Below are 14945 nucleotides of genomic sequence, written 5' to 3'. Positions count from 1 at the left end.
GGGCAGGCTGCCACCGTATCCGTCCAATTTCCGCAGGGCACCATCTTGACTTTGCGATGACAATCGCTCGGATAAGAGCGCCGACGTATTGGCTTGTTGCTCCGGTTCTTGAGCAAGCTTCTCGCTGCAAGGCGTGATCTGGTCGATAATGGTCAGGATTTCTGCGAGCGCTATCCTAATGCGCGCTTTGCCCGGCACGCCGTTTTGATGCGGGCAAACCGAAATCGGTCTTATCTATACGTATTTGTCTGCTGCTTGGGCGATCAGTGCAAATGCCGCGAATGCTGCGCCCCATTTGCTCCATCGCGATTGATGACGCAGAGTCGCAATCAGATCATATCGATGGTTATCGTCAAGAATTTGGATCCCCCCAAGGTCTGGTTCGACACCTTTGCGGAGGGCTCGCTTTGTACGTCGCTTCAGTTCTGTTTCGCGAGACACACTCAGAGCTGAGTAGAACCAAAGCATTGCCGAAATGACGCTCAAGATCGCAGACAAATCCGAAAGATCGATGTTGCTCATGCGCCCCCTGTACTAGCCTCTGCTATTCTCATCGTGGACATCGCACCTTGCGAGTGACGAACCGGCCAAACCGGGCATTCGCCACATACTTGGCGCATGCGAGTGTGCCCAGAATTTGCCACTCTTACCTTGAAGATAGTAGCCCGGCCGCGGGCCTTCCGGTCTTGCCTCAAATCGAGTTGCCAACTCTTCGGCGTCCTGAAGGCCCACAAGCCTGTGCGTCTGTCGAAGACGCACAAAGGGCATTAATTGATAAGGCAATCGTCCAGCATGGCGGTGCCGACGGTTTCACTTACCTTTCCCTTTTGCGGGGGTGCCTTCACTCATTCATTTCCCCTGTGCGGAATTTCCGAGCAGTCGCTACGTGCGGTATAAGGGGCTGTCTACATTGCTTTTTCCGCAGTGTTCTGGACGCCGCTGTTGTGCGTTCAATGTGACAAGGTTTTAATCCGAACTAGGTCTCCCAGGGCCCTTTTACCGGGGAAACCAAAATCATTTCACTTGCACCTTTCCTACACGTTCCGCTTCAGGCAGATGAGAACAAACAAGGAACAAAAGGAAGTGAGCTGTGGGTCGCGATGTTATCCGTCTGACGCCTGGGTGCGAGTTTGGTTGCTCGCAGTGCAGTGTCAGGTGCGCGACCGTTGTTCGGCTTCGGGATGAGCTTTGGCGGGATATTGAGGATCTGCTTCGCCAGCAATCGATACAGCCGCGACTGGATCGAGCAGAACAGGTCCGATCGCTGCGAGCCCAGATGGAAGCCGTCGAGCGAGAATTTCAGCGGCTTCGTCCTTTGTCGCCCTATCCGGAACCATCACCAGCATACTGCGGAACATATCGCGCAGCGCAGCTTCACTAGGCAGAATGACCGGTAGGGTGACGCAGAATTGCGTTGGCTTTTGCGCCTCGATCTCGCGCGCTTCCGGCTGAGCTTCGTCCTCGCTCAATCCAGCCAATTTCATAACCTCTGACGGGTCCACGCCATGCCGGGACAGGACCGCAGCAATCTTACGTGTCAGATCGAGAGGGAGTTCGCGTTTTTTGAAGCGTTTAGGATCTTCGAAATAGGCGTACCGGGAATATCCGATCCCCAACGCCTCCGCCATGCCTCTGATCGAGAGACGAGGAACGGCCGCTTTCCGCAGTTCCTTGAGCTGGATGTTTACTGACACATTCACAGCCGCAGCCATGCAAAAAAATTGTACAACGTCTGTGCAAATTGAGGCTTGTCAAACGTGTACTTTTTTTGCACACACGCTTGTATGAGCCTGCAACAGTCCATCCTTTCCATGTTTGGCGGCGTCCGTCCGATGGCTCGCGCAATCGGGGAGCCGTTCTCGAATGTTGGGGCTTGGAAACGTCACGGCCGCATTCCGGCGACAAAACAGCCCCATGTATTGGAGGTCGGTCAGGCGCTCGGATTGCCGGTAACCGCGGAACATGTCGTCTTCCCCCTCGGCCGCTTGGATGTTTCTGCCTCAACTGATGTAGCCCGCAAGCGGCTCGCCGTCGTTTGCAATCGGCAGGCTGGATTGCAACGAAAAGGACGGGGTCGATGACCAAGATCCGCGATCCCCTCACGTTTTCGCTCGCCATCAAGATCGTCGCCGAAGGCATTGGCTGGAATCTTGTTGCCGACGCTACCCGTCGCGCTGAACGCACCGTCCGCCTTTGGTCTGAGAGCGACAAGAATGGCACGCCCACGCTTGATCAGGCCATCGCGCTCGACCGCGCGTTTCTGGCTGCCGGCGGCGGCTATGCTCCCATTCTGGAAAGCTACGTGCGCCAGCTGGACGTGTCGCTGTTGGAACTGATCGCCTGCCGCGCTGCCCTGGCCGATGACGTCGCCAATGTCTCGCGTGAGATCGGTGAGGCGATCAGCTTTTGCATTATGGCCACGCAGCCTGGCGCGTCGCACGCCGTGATCCAGCGCGCCATCGTAGAGACCGAGGAGGCTGACGCGCTGCTGCCGCGCCTGCTCGGCCGCCTGAAATCGTTCATGCCCGGCAATGGGGCCGCGCGCGAAACCATGGGGAATCATCGGTAATGTCAGGTCGCCCTGCGCAACTTCCACACGTCACCTGCCCGGCCTGCGGTGGCAAGGCCTTCGCCCGCTCGGTGGGCAAGAACACGCCGCTTTACCGGGAGATCTACTACCATTGCCGCAACCCGGATGCCTGCGGGCACCAGTTCGTTGTCGGCATGGAACCGATCCGCACCACCCGGCCAAGCCGCTTTCCCCGGCCCATCGCCGTCTTGCCCCAAAGCCAGTGGCACTCCGCGGCGAATGACCGCGCCGCCAATGACGATGGGCCGCCCACCGAACCCCACGCCGGATCGATGCACAGCCGATAGCCTGATCGCCACCTGATCCACTGACAGATCAAAGCCCGCAACCCGGCGCACCCCATCGCCGGGAACGCCCCCGCTTTGCCTTTTTTTCCAAGCCCACAACGGGAGATTGTCCATGCAGAATGCCAAGCAAACCGCAGGCCGCAACGCACCTGTGCCGCCGGTGCGACAGTCGTTTTCCTTCACCTGCACCTGCTGCGAACAGACCGAGCATCGGCCCACGCCGGAAGCGCCTGCCGATTGGTCGATCGAGTACATCGACGAAAACGCCTACATCTTCTGCCCGCCCTGCGCGCTCGATCTGCCCCAGGGCGACCTTCAGTGAGCGCGCCGCAGTACTTCCCCGCGCAGCCCTGCACAGAGGTGGACCTCCTGTGGGATGCCAGCAGGGGCCTCGTCATTCTGGAACACGATCCGGAATGTGCCGCGCTGGCCGCGAAGCTGGCCGCGCAATCGGCGGCTCTTCGCTTCCTCTTTCCCCTCTTCCTGATCGGCGCGGCGGTGTTCGGCGCAAGCTGCGCGGTCGCCCAAGCCATGAAGTGGATCGCCCTGTGATTGCTGCCCGAGACGAACAGATGACCATCCCGGTCGAGATCCAAGAATCGCGACGTCCCGTAGACGATCGCCTGCGCCTTCTGGTTGAGCGCGTTGAGCGTCTCGAGGAAGAAAAGAAGGGCATCAGCGAGGATATCCGCGACGTCTACAACGAAGCGAAAGCCGTCGGCTACAATGTGAAGATGATGCGCCAGATCGTGCGCCTGCGGAAGATGAAGCCGGACGATCGCCGCGAAATGGACATGATCCTCGATACCTACCGCGCTGCGCTGGGGATCGATTGACCATGCGCCGCCGCACCGTAGCCACGGTCCACCCCATGGGATGCACCTGCAAGGCTTGCACGCCCAAAGGCGGTGGCCATCCACGGGCCGGGCAAGCGATCAAGGCCGCCACCCGCGCCCTGTTCCTGATCGCGGCCGTTCTGGCGATCCCGTTCATCGTCGCGCTCGCCCTGTCTAATGCCAGGGGAGAGCGCCAGTGAGCGCCATGATGCTCGAACTGGCCACGGACTGGACCGGCCAGCTTAATGAAGAGCGCCTCGTCCTCTGCGCCGAGGCCCTGTTCATACACCAGCTGATCGGCGCGCCCGCCCACCAGCACATCATTACCACCATCCGCAACCGCGCCGAAGCTCAACGAGAAATCCGGGCGCGGCGCAGGGAGAAGGAATTGGAAAATGTCTGTCAGCCGCCCGTCCAAATACAGGGGGCGTGACCGAAACTCGCCAGAGGCGGCAACATCCGCACCGATCACCACGATCGGGTTGCGCCCTCCCCTCTAATTTCCCCGGCCAGCTCATCCAGAACAAGAAGGCTTCAGGCCCATGCAATTGACCTCAACCAAATCCACCCCCCACCTTGGAGGCGCACATGTCTGAAGCAGCTCCGGCGCGCTCCAATCGCTTTCTCAAGATCACGGACGTTGTCGCCGAAACCTCGCTATCGCGGGCCACGATCTATCGCCTGATCGCCAAAGGCGATTTCCCCTCCCCGATTCGCGTCAGCCCCCAGCGCGTCGCATGGTCAGAGCGCTCGGTGCAGGGCTGGAAAGACCAACAGGCAAACAATTTTCTGAATTAGCACGCGGGGGTAACAACTGGGGTATCCAGTCAAATTACTCCTCCATAAATCATTATTTTTCATAGGCTTAACGATGCAATCCAATTCCTCGCGGGGCATCCACTTTTCTGAACATTTTGGCTAATTCCCTGTGTTTTCGCCGGGGTCGGTCGCTAACCTTTTACGATGGTTAGCCATTACCTTCGTCATTGCGGCGTCGGCGCGGGCGGCTCGGACTGAGTCGGCGGCGTAGTGGAGGTACTATCGTTCGGTCTTGTGACCGGTGATCGCCATGCCCTCTTCGTTGGAACAACCGGCCTCTCGGCAGCGGCGGCGACGGATTTTCTGAGGCCGTGGGGAGAGCAGTGCGGGAGGCCTGCATCGGCGCTGACCGAAGCGACAGGTTGATCCGTGGCAATCTGCCCCAGCAATTCTGCAGCATGGGGGCATCGCCAATCCGGCTGCCGGTAACTTCGATGGCCCGGATCTCCAGTGTCCGGGCGTCGACGTCCAGGTGGAACTTGCGCCACTGGTGGCGCTTGGAAAGACCATGTTTGCGCGCACCACTCACCATCACCCACGGCCTTGATGCCAGTGCTGTCTATCAGCAGGTGCAACGCCCCAGAACCAGCCTGGCAGGGAATTTCCACGAGCAGGGCCTTCTGCCTGCGGATCAGTGTGCTGAAGTCCGGCACCGGCCAATCGAGCCCGGCCATCTCCAGCAGGCTCGCAACCATGCCGGTGGTTTGGCGCAAAGACAGCTTGAACAACGCCTTCAGCGTCAGGCAGGTCTGGATCGCGGCATCCGGGAAGACGGGCTGGCGCCCGCGCTTACCGGTGGGCGCCGACAACCACTGCATCCCGGGATCAAACCGGATCTGAAGCGAGCCTCGATGTGCCAGCGCTGCGTTGCAGGTTTTCCAGTTCGTCGTGAGGTAGCGTGCGCGGGGCGGCTCGCTCATCGCCGCCCCTTAACAACCTGGATTCACTATCGGAATCCCTCGGTCACTTATGCAACAAAGCCCAACCAGACTACGGCATGTAACAGCGGCGGAAGCGCTCACTCCGGAGAGCGATGCGTCCAGACATTTGCAAAACCGAGGCAATCTAAGCCGATCCAGTACCACCAGCGACGCTAGAGCGAGGCTCAATAGTGGAGCTGTGGTAGACACCGTTCCGAAAGAAACGGCAGTCTCATCACCCCTAATCGACCAAATCTCTAATTTTCATAGAGGAACTGGAGCGGGCGAAGGGATTCGAACCCTCGACCCCAACCTTGGCAATCCGATTCTAACCTTACGCCACAGTTTTCGTCTATACGAGTTTCTACGCTAATTCAAATAGATATTGATTTTGTTCTTCGCTGTCATATCCTGCAATTCGCCATGAAACGGCGTATTCTGGAGACAATATGGAGACAAAAGCTGCTCTCCGGAGCTTTGTCTCCAAATGGAGGCGGCAATGCCGACAGCCAAGCTGAACAAGCGCGCGATCGATGCGCTCAAGCCCCCTGCTGAAAAACAGTTCGTCCTGTGGGATAATGAGATCCGCGGGTTCGGTATTCGGGTGCTGCCGTCTGGGCTCAAGACGTTCATCATCCAGTATCGAAACGCCGAAGGCATCAAGCGCCGCGTCAATCTTGGCCGCTTCGGCGTGCTCACAGTGGACCAGGCTCGCGATCTCGCGAAGATCAAACTCGGTGCGGTGGCATCCGGAGAAGACCCAGCCGAAGACGCACGTCGCGCGCGCAACGAGATGAATGTTTCTGAATTGTGCGACTGGTATCTGACCGAAGCGCGCGCAGGCAGAATCCTCGGTCGCCGAAACCGGCCGATCAAGGAGTCATCGCTTGCGATGGATGAGAGCCGGATTCGGACCCATATCAACCCGCTGATCGGCAAGCGTATCGCCCGGCATCTGACGATTGCCGATGTCGAAGCGATGCAGGACGATGTCGCGAAGGGAAAGACCGGAAAGCCTCGCACCGGGGGCCGCGGCGGCAAGGCGACCGGCGGCCGCGGGGTCGCGGCGCGCTGCCTGACCACGATCCAGGCGATCCTGGGGCATGCGAAACATAAAGGCCTGCTCGCAGAGCATCCGACTAAGGGCGCCAAGAAGCTTGCCGGAAACAAGCGGACAAGGCGCCTCAGCATCGCCGAGATCGAAACGCTGGGTAAAGCGATGGTCTACGCTGAACAACAAGGCGTCAGTCCGACCGGGATCGCCGTGATCCGCCTGCTGCTTCTAACCGGCTATCGCCGCGAAGAAGGCCAAGCCATGCAGCGGGAATGGGTCAATCCGATGGGCGGCTTCGTCGCCTTTCCCGACACCAAGACCGGCGAGCAGGTACGGGCGATCGGGCCGGAAGCGATCAAGGTAATCGTGGCGCAGCCCCGGATCGCCGGCAATTCCTATGTGTTTGCGGCAACGACGGGCGATGGCCCCTTTACGGCTGTAAGCGCCTGTCTGCAGCGGGTTTGCGGTTTTGCCGGAATCACGGGCGTCACGCCCCACGTCCTGCGACACACCTTTGCCAGCATTGCCGCCGAACTCGGTTTCTCGGAACTGACGATCCGCGCGATGCTGGGACACGCCTCGCAGAACGTGACGCAGGATTACATCCACGTCGATGAAGCGCTGAAACTGGCCGTGCGACGCACGTCTGACGAGATCGCCAAGTTGCTCGCCCAGGGCGCCGCCAAGCTCGACCGGCTGCGGCTCGTGGCCTGAGCGACAATGGGAGCTGGACAAATGGTAACATATACGTTACTTGAAAGGCTGTGAGTTGATCGTACAGGAATATATCCGCGAGGATGGGTCCTGCCCGTTCCGATCCTGGTTCGATGATCTCGATTCTCAGGCCGGGGCCAAGGTTGCGACGGCAATTGTCAGGCTGGAACTGGGCAATCTGTCGAACGTCAAATGGATCGGCGGCGGGCTTGGAGAATATCGGATCAATTGGGGACCGGGTTATCGGCTCTATCTGGCGCAGGACGGGAATGAGCTGATCATCCTGTTCGTCGGCGGAACGAAGAAGCGACAGCAGGCCGATGTCAACGAGGCCACTGCATTGTTGAGGGAATATAAGGGCCGCAAGGCCCCTGCGAAGAAGGCCAGGAAATAGCGACATGGTGCTGACACGGGATTTCAAGGAAACGGTAAAGGCGCGCGCAGCGCGCGATCCCGCTTTTGCCAAGGCCATGCTTGACGAGGCCGCGACGGCCTTCCTCAATGGCGAGCCGCATGTCGCACGGCTGATCCTGCGTGACCTGGTGAACGCATCGGTTGGTTTTGAAGCTTTGGCGGCCGAGACCAACCGACCCAGCAAGAGCCTGCACCGGATGCTGTCCGAGAAGGGCAATCCGAGCATGGACAATCTCGCGGCCATTTTCGGAGCGGTACGCAAGCGCCTTGGAGTTGCGATCGAGGCCCATGTTGTAGAAGCTGCCTGATCAACGCATCGCTACCAAGTCATAAAGGCCGGTGATAGCCTCGCCGCAAAGACAAGGTTGCAGTTCTTCGGAGCAATTTTAGCGACCACATTCAAATCGAGTGGGCATACCAAAATTCCAAATTGCCACAATATAACGGTATATTCTGCTATTGTGACAGATATTATTTCCTAATATCTCAATCTAATCGGTATATAGAAGAAAACTTACAATACAACCAAAGCTATGGATAGTACGTGTAAGCCTTTCCTACAATCATACCACATCTTTTGAGTTGGATATGATATAACTTTTTGTGCCTCGGGTATGATTGTGGACGCACATTGTTTTTGCTTCGCGCGCCGATGCGTGATAGCGGATTTTCATGCGATGGCTTTCTGTCATGCTTGCGGTCCTGCTCTCGGTGTCTCTGACATCGGGTGTGATGGCCCATGCCGCAGAGCCAATTACCTGCATCGATAGTGAGTCTGCGTCGGCGCTTGGGCATTTTGAAGGCGATCGCGACGAAGTGCCTTCCGATGCCGACAAGGGCACGCCGCACCACCATGCGCCTTGCCATGGCCATCACATCGCCGAACCGGCACGCGATAGCGGGATTGGTCTTGTCAGCGTGATCAAGTCCTTGCTTCCTCTGAGCAGGGCCGCCGCTGGTCCTTCGACACCGACAGACCCCACCTACCGTCCTCCACGCGCCTGACAGCGTCCTTTTGGCCCCACTCCTTGGGGCTCGTTGGAAACTGTCAGGAGTCTTTAAATCATGCATCGCTTTGTCGCGGCCCTGCTGGCCGTGGCGTCCTGCGCGTCGATCGTGCAGGCGCAGACGGTCGCGTCGCCGCCGGATTCGGCACCCCCATTTACGCTCGACCGTGCCCTTGACGCAGCCGGGGTGTCATCACCCTTCCTCGAGGCCGCCGACGCTGGCGTTCGTGCAGCCAGCGCAGCACGGACTGTTGCGGGTCTCAGACCCAATCCCGAAGTCCAGGTGGATGTCGAGAATGTCGCAGGATCGGGACCATATAGCGGCACGCAGAATGCCGAAATTACCACCGGCCTTGCCTTGCCGATCGAACTTGGCGGCAAACGATCAGCGCGCATTGCCGTTGCCGATTCGCGCGGCGTGCGCGCACGCCTCGAAGCTGCCATTGCACTCGCCGATCTACGCGAGCGGGTAACGCAGACCTATATTGCCGCAGCGGCGGCCGAACGGCGGGTTGAGATTGCGGTTCAGCTCGCCAGCTTCGCAGAAGAAGGGTTTCGCGCTGCAAGTACGCGCGTGTCCGCTGGCGCAGCATCTCCGATTGAACAGCAGCGTGCTGACGTCCAGCGAGTCAATGCCAACGTCGCGCTCGACCGGGCAAGGCGGGAAGCGGCGGTTAAGCGGGAGAATCTGGGACGCCTGATCGGAGAACCCGTAGCAGGTCCACTGGATACCGAATGGTTTGAGCAGGTCGGCGGATATGGCCCGACGCGACCGGCTTCAGCAGACGGAACGCTCATCCTGGCCGCCGCCGAAGCCGACGTGGCCACGGCAAGCGCACAAGTGCGTCTCGCTCGATCGCAACGTATCCCCGACGTCACGTTAAGCGCCGGGGCACGGCGGCTGTCCGCAACAGGCGACACGGCGGCGGTATTCGGGGTCAGCATTCCCTTTCCGCTGTTCAACAGCGGTCGTGCTGCATTGAGCCAAGCGCAGGCCGAACGGCAGGCGGTCGATGCGAAGCGGCGGGTCACCGCCCTCGACACCGAACAGGCGCTCGCCGCCGCACAGGCCGAGCTTGCCAACGCGGCCGCAACCGCGCGCTCGGCGGGCGGACCCGCGCTCGCGGCAGCAAGCGAAGCGGCCCGCATCGCGAGGATAGGTTATGCGCAAGGCCGTTTCAGCCAGCTCGATCTGCTCGATGCGGAGAGAACTCTGGCCGACACGAGAGGCGCATTTGTCGATGCGCTGGTCGCCTATCACGACGCCGAGGCACGTCTGGCGCATCTGACGACACCGGCGCCCGATGTGGCGGGAACAACGCCATGACCGCGTCTGCCTCGCTGATCCTCACCTTCCCCATTTCCCATTCCGAGCTGAACGCGCCCCTGACTGGCCGCTGCTCGATCCGTTTCGGAGATCTTTAATGATAGCACAGGACAAGCGACTCCTTGGCGGTGTCACCGGCGCAGTTCTGCTGGCCGCAATCGGCGGGTTCAGCGTCGCACGTTGTACAGCTGATCCGTCAGTGGCATCCGCGCCCGCCGAAGACAGCGCTGAAAGCGAAACGCCGTCAGACAGTCTGGCGATCACGCCGGATGCAATCCGCGATGCCGGAATTGCCGTCGAAACTGTTCGAGCCGGCGGTCTCGGCTCGGAGATACTGGTGCAAGGCCAGGTTACAGCCTCACCCACGGGCGAAGCGCTGGTAACGGCACGCGCGGGCGGCGCCGTGACGCGGATATTCAAGCGGCTCGGCGATCCGGTCCGCGCCGGAGAGGCGCTGGCGATCGTCGAAAGCCGCGATGCGGCACAGATCGCCGCAGATCGCGCGGCCGCGTCGGCCAGGGCTGTTCTTGCGCAGAAAGCCCTCGCTCGCGAGCGCTACCTGTTCGAGCAGAAAGTCTCGGCGCGTGTCGATCTCGAACGCGCGGAAGCGGAAGCCGCCGCAGCGGAAGCCGAAGCGAGGCGGGCGCAAGTTTCGGTTGGCGCCGCCAATGTCACCAAGGACGGGCGCGGCGTTATCGTGGCAAGTCCGATTGCCGGGCGAGTAACCTCGGAGAATGTCAGCCTCGGTGCGTATGTCCAGCCAGAAGCCGAGCTGTTTCGGGTCGCTGATCCAAGCAAAATTCAGGTCGAGGCGGCGATAAATCCCGGTGATGTCGCACGTCTCGCGACCGGTGATCGCGCCATCATCGAACTTATTGACGGTCGAACGGTCGAGGGCCGGATACGTGCCGTCACGCCGACTCTGAGCGGAGAAACCCGCGCTGCCACGGCGCTCATCGAAGTGCCGGGTGGCATTTTACAGGCCGGCCTCGGTGTGCGCGTGCGGCTCATGCCCAGTCAGGGCGCGCCGACGAACGCGATCGTGGTTCCGGAAGATGCTGTGCAGAGTGTCGACGGTCGTGACGCAGTGTTCCTTCGCACAGCTCAGGGTTTCCGCGCGCAATTCGTAACGCTCGGCCAGCGCAGCGCAGGCCGGGTCGAGATCGTCTCCGGACTCAAGTCCGGCGCGACGGTCGCCACCCGCAACGCTTTCCTGCTCAAGGCCGAACTCGGCAAGGGCGCGGGCGAGGAGGAATAAGCCATGATCGCATCCCTTATGGCATTGTCAGTCCGCGCACGATGGGCGGTGCTGTTCCTCTTCCTCGCGATCGCCGGGCTTGGCGTTTGGCAACTCACCAAGCTCCCGATCGATGCAGTTCCGGACATCACCAACAACCAGGTCCAGATCAACACGGTCGACCGCGGTCTGTCGCCGGTCGAAATGGAAAAACTCGTTACCTATCCGATTGAAACGGCGCTGGCCGGCATTCCTGGGCTCGAAACCACGCGCTCGCTGTCCCGTAATGGTTTCAGTCAGGTCACCGCGATCTTTTCGGATTCGACTGATCTCTATTTCGCTCGGCAGCAGGTCGGTGAGCGGCTCGTTCAGGCGCAGGAAAATCTGCCCGAGGGCGTACAGCCGCAAATCGGGCCGGTGACGACGGGCTTGGGCGAAGTCGTGATGTATACGGTCGGCTATACCCATCCCGACGGGCAAGGCGCGAAGAAAGTTGACGGTCAGCCCGGTTGGCAATCTGATGGCAGCTATCTGACGGCCGAAGGTGCCCGCCTTACCGACGCAGTCGCGAAGGCCGGCTATCTGCGCACGGTGCAGGACTGGATCATCGGCCCCCAGTTGCGCACGGTCCCCGGTGTGGCCGGCGTAGACTCAATTGGCGGCTATGCGAAGACCTTCGTGGTCGAGCCTGATCCGGTGAAGCTGTCGAGCTACGGCATTTCCTATACTGAATTGGGCGAAGCGCTCGAAGCCGCCAATCTCGCGGTTGGCGCCAACTACTTCAACCGCGGCGGCGAAGCCTATCTGGTGCGCGCCGATGCACGCATTCGCTCGGTCGATGAAATTCGCAACGCCGTTGCCGCAACACGCGGCGGGGTCCCGATCACGGTTGGCGAGATCGCCAATGTCCGAATTGGTGGCGACCTTCGGACGGGGGCGGCCAGTATGAACGGCCAGGAAGCAGTTGTTGGTACGGCCCTAATGCTGATCGGCGAAAACAGCCGGGTCGTGGCGCAGGCTGTGAACGCAAAGCTCGACCAGGTGAAGTCGACTCTGCCGGCAGGTGTCGAGGTCAAGGTGGTGCTTGACCGCGCAAAGCTGGTCAACGCTACGGTCGGCACTGTTGAGCGAAACCTGACCGAAGGCGCCTTGCTGGTGGCCGCGTCGCTGTTCCTCCTGCTCGGCAATTGGCGTGCGGCGATCATCGCCGTTCTCGTCATCCCCTTCTCTTTCCTGATGATGGCGATGGGCATGAATGCCTTCAAGGTGCCCGGCAACCTCATGAGTCTCGGTGCGCTCGACTTCGGCCTGATCGTCGATGGTGCCGTGATCATCATCGAGAACTGTCTGGCCCGTCTCGCGCATCGCCAAGAGCATGAAGGCCGCTTGCTCAGCTTGCGCGAACGTCTCGAAGAGACGATGCACGCCAGTCAGGAAATGATCAAACCGACCGTGTTCGGTCAGGCGATCATCCTGCTCGCCTTCGCACCGCTGCTGATGTTCACCGGGGTCGAGGGCAAGACCTTCTCGCCCATGGCGATCACCATCATGCTCGCGCTGGTGGCAGCGTTCATCCTTGCCATCACGCTGGTCCCCGCGCTGGTCGCCCTGCTTATCCGGGGCAAAGTCGCTGAAAAGGAAGTGTGGCTGATCCGCAAGTCGAAGGAGCGCTATCTTCCACTGCTCGACAAAGCGATCGCACGGCCTTGGCCCTTCATTGCCGGCGGGCTGGTCTTCTTCCTTGCGGCCGTGCCGGCGTTCGGATTGCTCGGTTCTGAGTTCATTCCCCAGCTCGACGAGAAGAACCTGGCGTTGGCGTCGACCCGTGTGCCCTCTGTCAGCCTCGAACAATCGCTGGCCATGCAGCGCGGCGTTGAAAAGGCCGTGACCCAGCTGCCCGAAGTTGAACTGATGTTTTCGAAGACCGGTACCGCGGAAGTTGCGACTGATCCGATGCCGCCGAACGTTTCTGACGGCTTCGTCATTTTGAAACCGGAGGACCAATGGCCAAAGGACGTCAAGTCCAAAGCGAACGTGATAGAGCGCATTGAGAAAGCCGCTGGCAGCAAGCTGGGCCAGCTCTATGAGGTGAGCCAGCCCATTCAGTTGCGTTTCAACGAGCTGATCGCTGGTGTGCGCGGCGACGTCGCCATCAAGCTCTATGGCGACGACCTCGACCAGATGTCGGCGTCTGCCGATGAGATCGTGCGTGTACTCCAGTCGATCCCCGGAGCATCCAGCGTCAAGGCCGACCAGACAGGCGGTGCACCTACGCTCGATGTCCGATTCGACCGGGCTGCCATCGCCCGGTACGGCCTGACCGTTCAGGAGGTCGCCGACACCGTGGCGGCAGGCATGGGCGGGCGGGCTTCGGGGCTACTGTTCGAAGGGGACCGGCGATTCGACATCACCGTGCGTGTGCCGGACGCCACGAGGGTCAACCTTGATGACGTGCTCGCGCTTCCAGTGATGCTGCCCAAGGAGGAAGGCCATGCGCGCAGCTCGGTTCCGCTGTCGCAGGTCGCCCAGATCAGGTTCACCGAAGGGCTGAATCAGATCAGCCGCGAGAACGGCAAGCGCAGGGTCGTGATTCAGGCGAACCTGCAAGGCCGCGACGCGGGCTCCTTCGTTGCGGAGGCGCAGGCCAAGGTTGCGCAGGTCAAGCTGCCGGCAGGCTATTATCTGGAGTGGGGTGGCCAGTTCCAGAATCTTCAGGCCGCCGCTGAGCGTCTGTCCATCGTCGTTCCGCTCTGCTTCCTGGCGATCTTCGGGCTGCTTTATATGGCGCTCGGCGGATTCGGCCGTGCCGCGGCTGTGTTCCTCGCAGTCCCGTTAGGGCTTGCCGGCGGCGTGTTCACCCTCGCCATGACCGGCATCGCCTTCTCGGTATCGGCGGCGGTCGGATTCATCTGCCTAGCGGGCGTCGCCGTGCTCAACGGTCTCGTCGTGATGACCGCGATCCGCGAGCGGCTGGAGGCAGGGGTCGCGCTGCCCGAGGCCATTCGCGAAGGCATGGCCGGAAAGATGCGCGCCGTCGTGATGACCGGATTCGTGCCGGCGATCGGCTTCGTGCCGATGGCGCTCGCGCATGGCACCGGCGCCGAGGTGCAGAAGCCGCTCGCGACGACCGTCATCGGCGGCCTCATTGCGGCAACCATCCTCACGCTGCTGGTGCTGCCAGCGATCGCCAAGGTCGTCCTCGGCCTCAACATCCAATGGAAGAGAAGAAAGTCAGAACCGGCAGTCGGCGAACAGCCGGCAGCCGCTGAAGGAGAGGCATGATGGAAAAGAAGGACCAGAAGCTGCTGCGCATCTACACCGATGAAGCGGCCTATATCGGCGACCGCAAGGTCTTCGAATATGTCGCTTCACTGGCGCGCGATCAAAAAATCGCCGGTGTGACCGTCCTGGAAGCTTTGATGGGTTTTGGCGGCTCGGCGCAGCTCCATCGCCGTCATGTCCTCGAAAGCAACCGCGCGGTGGTCATCGAGATTATCGATGCCGAAGATGCGCTACGGGCGTTTGTTGCCTTGCTGGCGAATGTTCCCGACATCGGGATTATCACGCTCGAAGCCGTCGAGGTGATCGGCGGCAAGGCGCTGCAAGCCGCTGCTGGCGTGCAGGCGTGATTGCTGCGATCGATGCAACGGGCCAGGCGCGATGGGCGATCCAGCCCATCGCGCTCAACTGTATCAGTTTTTCGGGGCGGGCTGCAAAGAATGCTGGTCGCGACGGACAAG

19 protein-coding genes and 1 pseudogene are annotated in these 14945 nt (G+C 60.7%); 17 read left to right on the top strand and 3 right to left on the bottom strand.

Annotated elements, in window-relative coordinates; translation table 11 throughout:
* Nucleotides 1–234: 234 nt before the first annotated feature.
* Both J3474_RS04945 and J3474_RS04940 read right to left on the bottom strand, forming a co-directional pair.
* A complete protein-coding gene (locus tag J3474_RS04945) occupies nucleotides 235–522 on the bottom strand; it encodes a hypothetical protein (protein ID WP_207093294.1) in 288 nt (95 codons plus the stop codon).
* A gap of 629 nt (nucleotides 523–1151) precedes the next feature.
* Nucleotides 1152–1712: a helix-turn-helix transcriptional regulator gene (locus J3474_RS04940; RefSeq protein WP_207093293.1), complete on the bottom strand. Its 561-nt coding sequence runs from the start codon at nucleotides 1710–1712 to the stop codon at nucleotides 1152–1154.
* Nucleotides 1713–1784: 72 nt separating this feature from the next.
* On the opposite strand from J3474_RS04940, the gene J3474_RS04935 reads away from it, so the two are divergent.
* From J3474_RS04935 to J3474_RS04895, 9 genes are all read left to right on the top strand, one after another.
* On the top strand, nucleotides 1785–2081 hold the full coding sequence (locus J3474_RS04935; RefSeq protein ID WP_207093615.1) for a carph-isopro domain-containing protein: 297 nt from the start codon (nucleotides 1785–1787) through the stop codon (nucleotides 2079–2081).
* The gene (locus J3474_RS04930; protein ID WP_242528196.1) at nucleotides 2078–2569 is read left to right on the top strand and encodes a hypothetical protein; all 492 of its coding nucleotides are present in this window, start codon (nucleotides 2078–2080) and stop codon (nucleotides 2567–2569) included. The genes J3474_RS04935 and J3474_RS04930 overlap by 4 nt, the downstream gene beginning before the upstream one ends.
* Nucleotides 2569–2877 carry an ogr/Delta-like zinc finger family protein gene (locus J3474_RS04925; RefSeq protein ID WP_041558672.1) on the top strand — a complete coding sequence of 103 codons (309 nt, stop codon included), beginning with the start codon at nucleotides 2569–2571 and terminating at the stop codon, nucleotides 2875–2877. The genes J3474_RS04930 and J3474_RS04925 overlap by 1 nt, the downstream gene beginning before the upstream one ends.
* Before the next feature lie 112 nt (nucleotides 2878–2989).
* A complete protein-coding gene (locus tag J3474_RS04920) occupies nucleotides 2990–3199 on the top strand; it encodes a hypothetical protein (protein WP_207093291.1) in 210 nt (69 codons plus the stop codon).
* Nucleotides 3196–3429, top strand: coding sequence for a hypothetical protein (locus tag J3474_RS04915; RefSeq protein ID WP_207093290.1), 234 nt, complete (start codon nucleotides 3196–3198; stop codon nucleotides 3427–3429). Before J3474_RS04920 ends, J3474_RS04915 begins: the two co-directional genes overlap by 4 nt.
* A 20-nt stretch (nucleotides 3430–3449) precedes the next feature.
* Nucleotides 3450–3713 carry a DUF2312 domain-containing protein gene (locus J3474_RS04910; RefSeq protein ID WP_207093289.1) on the top strand — a complete coding sequence of 88 codons (264 nt, stop codon included), beginning with the start codon at nucleotides 3450–3452 and terminating at the stop codon, nucleotides 3711–3713.
* Nucleotides 3714–3715: 2 nt separating this feature from the next.
* Entirely contained in the window at nucleotides 3716–3913 is a 198-nt protein-coding gene (locus J3474_RS04905; RefSeq protein ID WP_207093288.1) for a hypothetical protein, read from the top strand.
* On the top strand, nucleotides 3910–4146 hold the full coding sequence (locus tag J3474_RS04900) for a hypothetical protein (RefSeq protein WP_207093287.1): 237 nt from the start codon (nucleotides 3910–3912) through the stop codon (nucleotides 4144–4146). The genes J3474_RS04905 and J3474_RS04900 overlap by 4 nt, the downstream gene beginning before the upstream one ends.
* A 155-nt stretch (nucleotides 4147–4301) precedes the next feature.
* On the top strand, nucleotides 4302–4511 hold the full coding sequence (locus J3474_RS04895; protein ID WP_207093286.1) for an AlpA family transcriptional regulator: 210 nt from the start codon (nucleotides 4302–4304) through the stop codon (nucleotides 4509–4511).
* A gap of 355 nt (nucleotides 4512–4866) precedes the next feature.
* On the opposite strand, the pseudogene J3474_RS04890 reads toward J3474_RS04895, so the two are convergent.
* A pseudogene (locus J3474_RS04890) lies at nucleotides 4867–5452 on the bottom strand (IS5 family transposase); the annotation flags it as partial.
* Nucleotides 5453–5951: 499 nt separating this feature from the next.
* On the opposite strand from J3474_RS04890, the gene J3474_RS04885 reads away from it, so the two are divergent.
* From J3474_RS04885 to J3474_RS04850, 8 genes are all read left to right on the top strand, one after another.
* Complete coding sequence (locus J3474_RS04885; RefSeq protein ID WP_207093285.1) at nucleotides 5952–7220, top strand: site-specific integrase; 1269 nt, start codon at nucleotides 5952–5954, stop codon at nucleotides 7218–7220.
* 55 nt (nucleotides 7221–7275) lie between these two features.
* Nucleotides 7276–7614 carry a type II toxin-antitoxin system RelE/ParE family toxin gene (locus J3474_RS04880; protein ID WP_207093284.1) on the top strand — a complete coding sequence of 113 codons (339 nt, stop codon included), beginning with the start codon at nucleotides 7276–7278 and terminating at the stop codon, nucleotides 7612–7614.
* A 4-nt stretch (nucleotides 7615–7618) separates the two neighbouring features.
* Nucleotides 7619–7942 (top strand): DNA-binding protein, encoded by a 324-nt coding sequence (locus J3474_RS04875; RefSeq protein WP_207093283.1) that lies wholly within the window; start codon nucleotides 7619–7621, stop codon nucleotides 7940–7942.
* Nucleotides 7943–8306: 364 nt separating this feature from the next.
* Entirely contained in the window at nucleotides 8307–8639 is a 333-nt protein-coding gene (locus J3474_RS04870) for a hypothetical protein (RefSeq protein WP_207093282.1), read from the top strand.
* 60 nt (nucleotides 8640–8699) lie between these two features.
* Nucleotides 8700–9968 (top strand): TolC family protein, encoded by a 1269-nt coding sequence (locus J3474_RS04865; protein WP_207093281.1) that lies wholly within the window; start codon nucleotides 8700–8702, stop codon nucleotides 9966–9968.
* Nucleotides 9969–10065: 97 nt separating this feature from the next.
* Nucleotides 10066–11226, top strand: a complete 1161-nt coding sequence (locus J3474_RS04860) for an efflux RND transporter periplasmic adaptor subunit (RefSeq protein WP_207093280.1) — start codon at nucleotides 10066–10068, stop codon at nucleotides 11224–11226.
* Between the two features lie 3 nt (nucleotides 11227–11229).
* On the top strand, nucleotides 11230–14487 hold the full coding sequence (locus J3474_RS04855; protein WP_207093279.1) for an efflux RND transporter permease subunit: 3258 nt from the start codon (nucleotides 11230–11232) through the stop codon (nucleotides 14485–14487).
* A complete protein-coding gene (locus tag J3474_RS04850; protein WP_207093278.1) occupies nucleotides 14487–14834 on the top strand; it encodes a DUF190 domain-containing protein in 348 nt (115 codons plus the stop codon). Before J3474_RS04855 ends, J3474_RS04850 begins: the two co-directional genes overlap by 1 nt.
* Nucleotides 14835–14945: the final 111 nt, after the last annotated feature.

The organism is Novosphingobium sp. PY1 (assembly GCF_017312445.1).
In the GTDB taxonomy this organism is placed as follows: domain Bacteria; phylum Pseudomonadota; class Alphaproteobacteria; order Sphingomonadales; family Sphingomonadaceae; genus Novosphingobium.
Note: the sequence above shows the minus strand (reverse complement) of the source record. Positions and strands in the feature narration are given on the sequence as shown.

Bases quoted from the DNA above. Each gene is read 5' to 3' on its own strand.
- J3474_RS04945 (WP_207093294.1), bottom strand. From the start codon at position 522: ATGAGCAACATCGATCTTTCGGATTTGTCTGCGATCTTGAGCGTCATT.
- J3474_RS04940 (WP_207093293.1), bottom strand. From the start codon at position 1,712: ATGGCTGCGGCTGTGAATGTGTCAGTAAACATCCAGCTCAAGGAACTG.
- J3474_RS04935 (WP_207093615.1), top strand. From the start codon at position 1,785: ATGAGCCTGCAACAGTCCATCCTTTCCATGTTTGGCGGCGTCCGTCCG.
- J3474_RS04930 (WP_242528196.1), top strand. From the start codon at position 2,078: ATGACCAAGATCCGCGATCCCCTCACGTTTTCGCTCGCCATCAAGATC.
- J3474_RS04925 (WP_041558672.1), top strand. From the start codon at position 2,569: ATGTCAGGTCGCCCTGCGCAACTTCCACACGTCACCTGCCCGGCCTGC.
- J3474_RS04920 (WP_207093291.1), top strand. From the start codon at position 2,990: ATGCAGAATGCCAAGCAAACCGCAGGCCGCAACGCACCTGTGCCGCCG.
- J3474_RS04910 (WP_207093289.1), top strand. From the start codon at position 3,450: ATGACCATCCCGGTCGAGATCCAAGAATCGCGACGTCCCGTAGACGAT.
- J3474_RS04905 (WP_207093288.1), top strand. From the start codon at position 3,716: ATGCGCCGCCGCACCGTAGCCACGGTCCACCCCATGGGATGCACCTGC.
- J3474_RS04895 (WP_207093286.1), top strand. From the start codon at position 4,302: ATGTCTGAAGCAGCTCCGGCGCGCTCCAATCGCTTTCTCAAGATCACG.
- J3474_RS04885 (WP_207093285.1), top strand. From the start codon at position 5,952: ATGCCGACAGCCAAGCTGAACAAGCGCGCGATCGATGCGCTCAAGCCC.
- J3474_RS04875 (WP_207093283.1), top strand. From the start codon at position 7,619: ATGGTGCTGACACGGGATTTCAAGGAAACGGTAAAGGCGCGCGCAGCG.
- J3474_RS04870 (WP_207093282.1), top strand. From the start codon at position 8,307: ATGCGATGGCTTTCTGTCATGCTTGCGGTCCTGCTCTCGGTGTCTCTG.
- J3474_RS04865 (WP_207093281.1), top strand. From the start codon at position 8,700: ATGCATCGCTTTGTCGCGGCCCTGCTGGCCGTGGCGTCCTGCGCGTCG.
- J3474_RS04860 (WP_207093280.1), top strand. From the start codon at position 10,066: ATGATAGCACAGGACAAGCGACTCCTTGGCGGTGTCACCGGCGCAGTT.
- J3474_RS04855 (WP_207093279.1), top strand. From the start codon at position 11,230: ATGATCGCATCCCTTATGGCATTGTCAGTCCGCGCACGATGGGCGGTG.
- J3474_RS04850 (WP_207093278.1), top strand. From the start codon at position 14,487: ATGGAAAAGAAGGACCAGAAGCTGCTGCGCATCTACACCGATGAAGCG.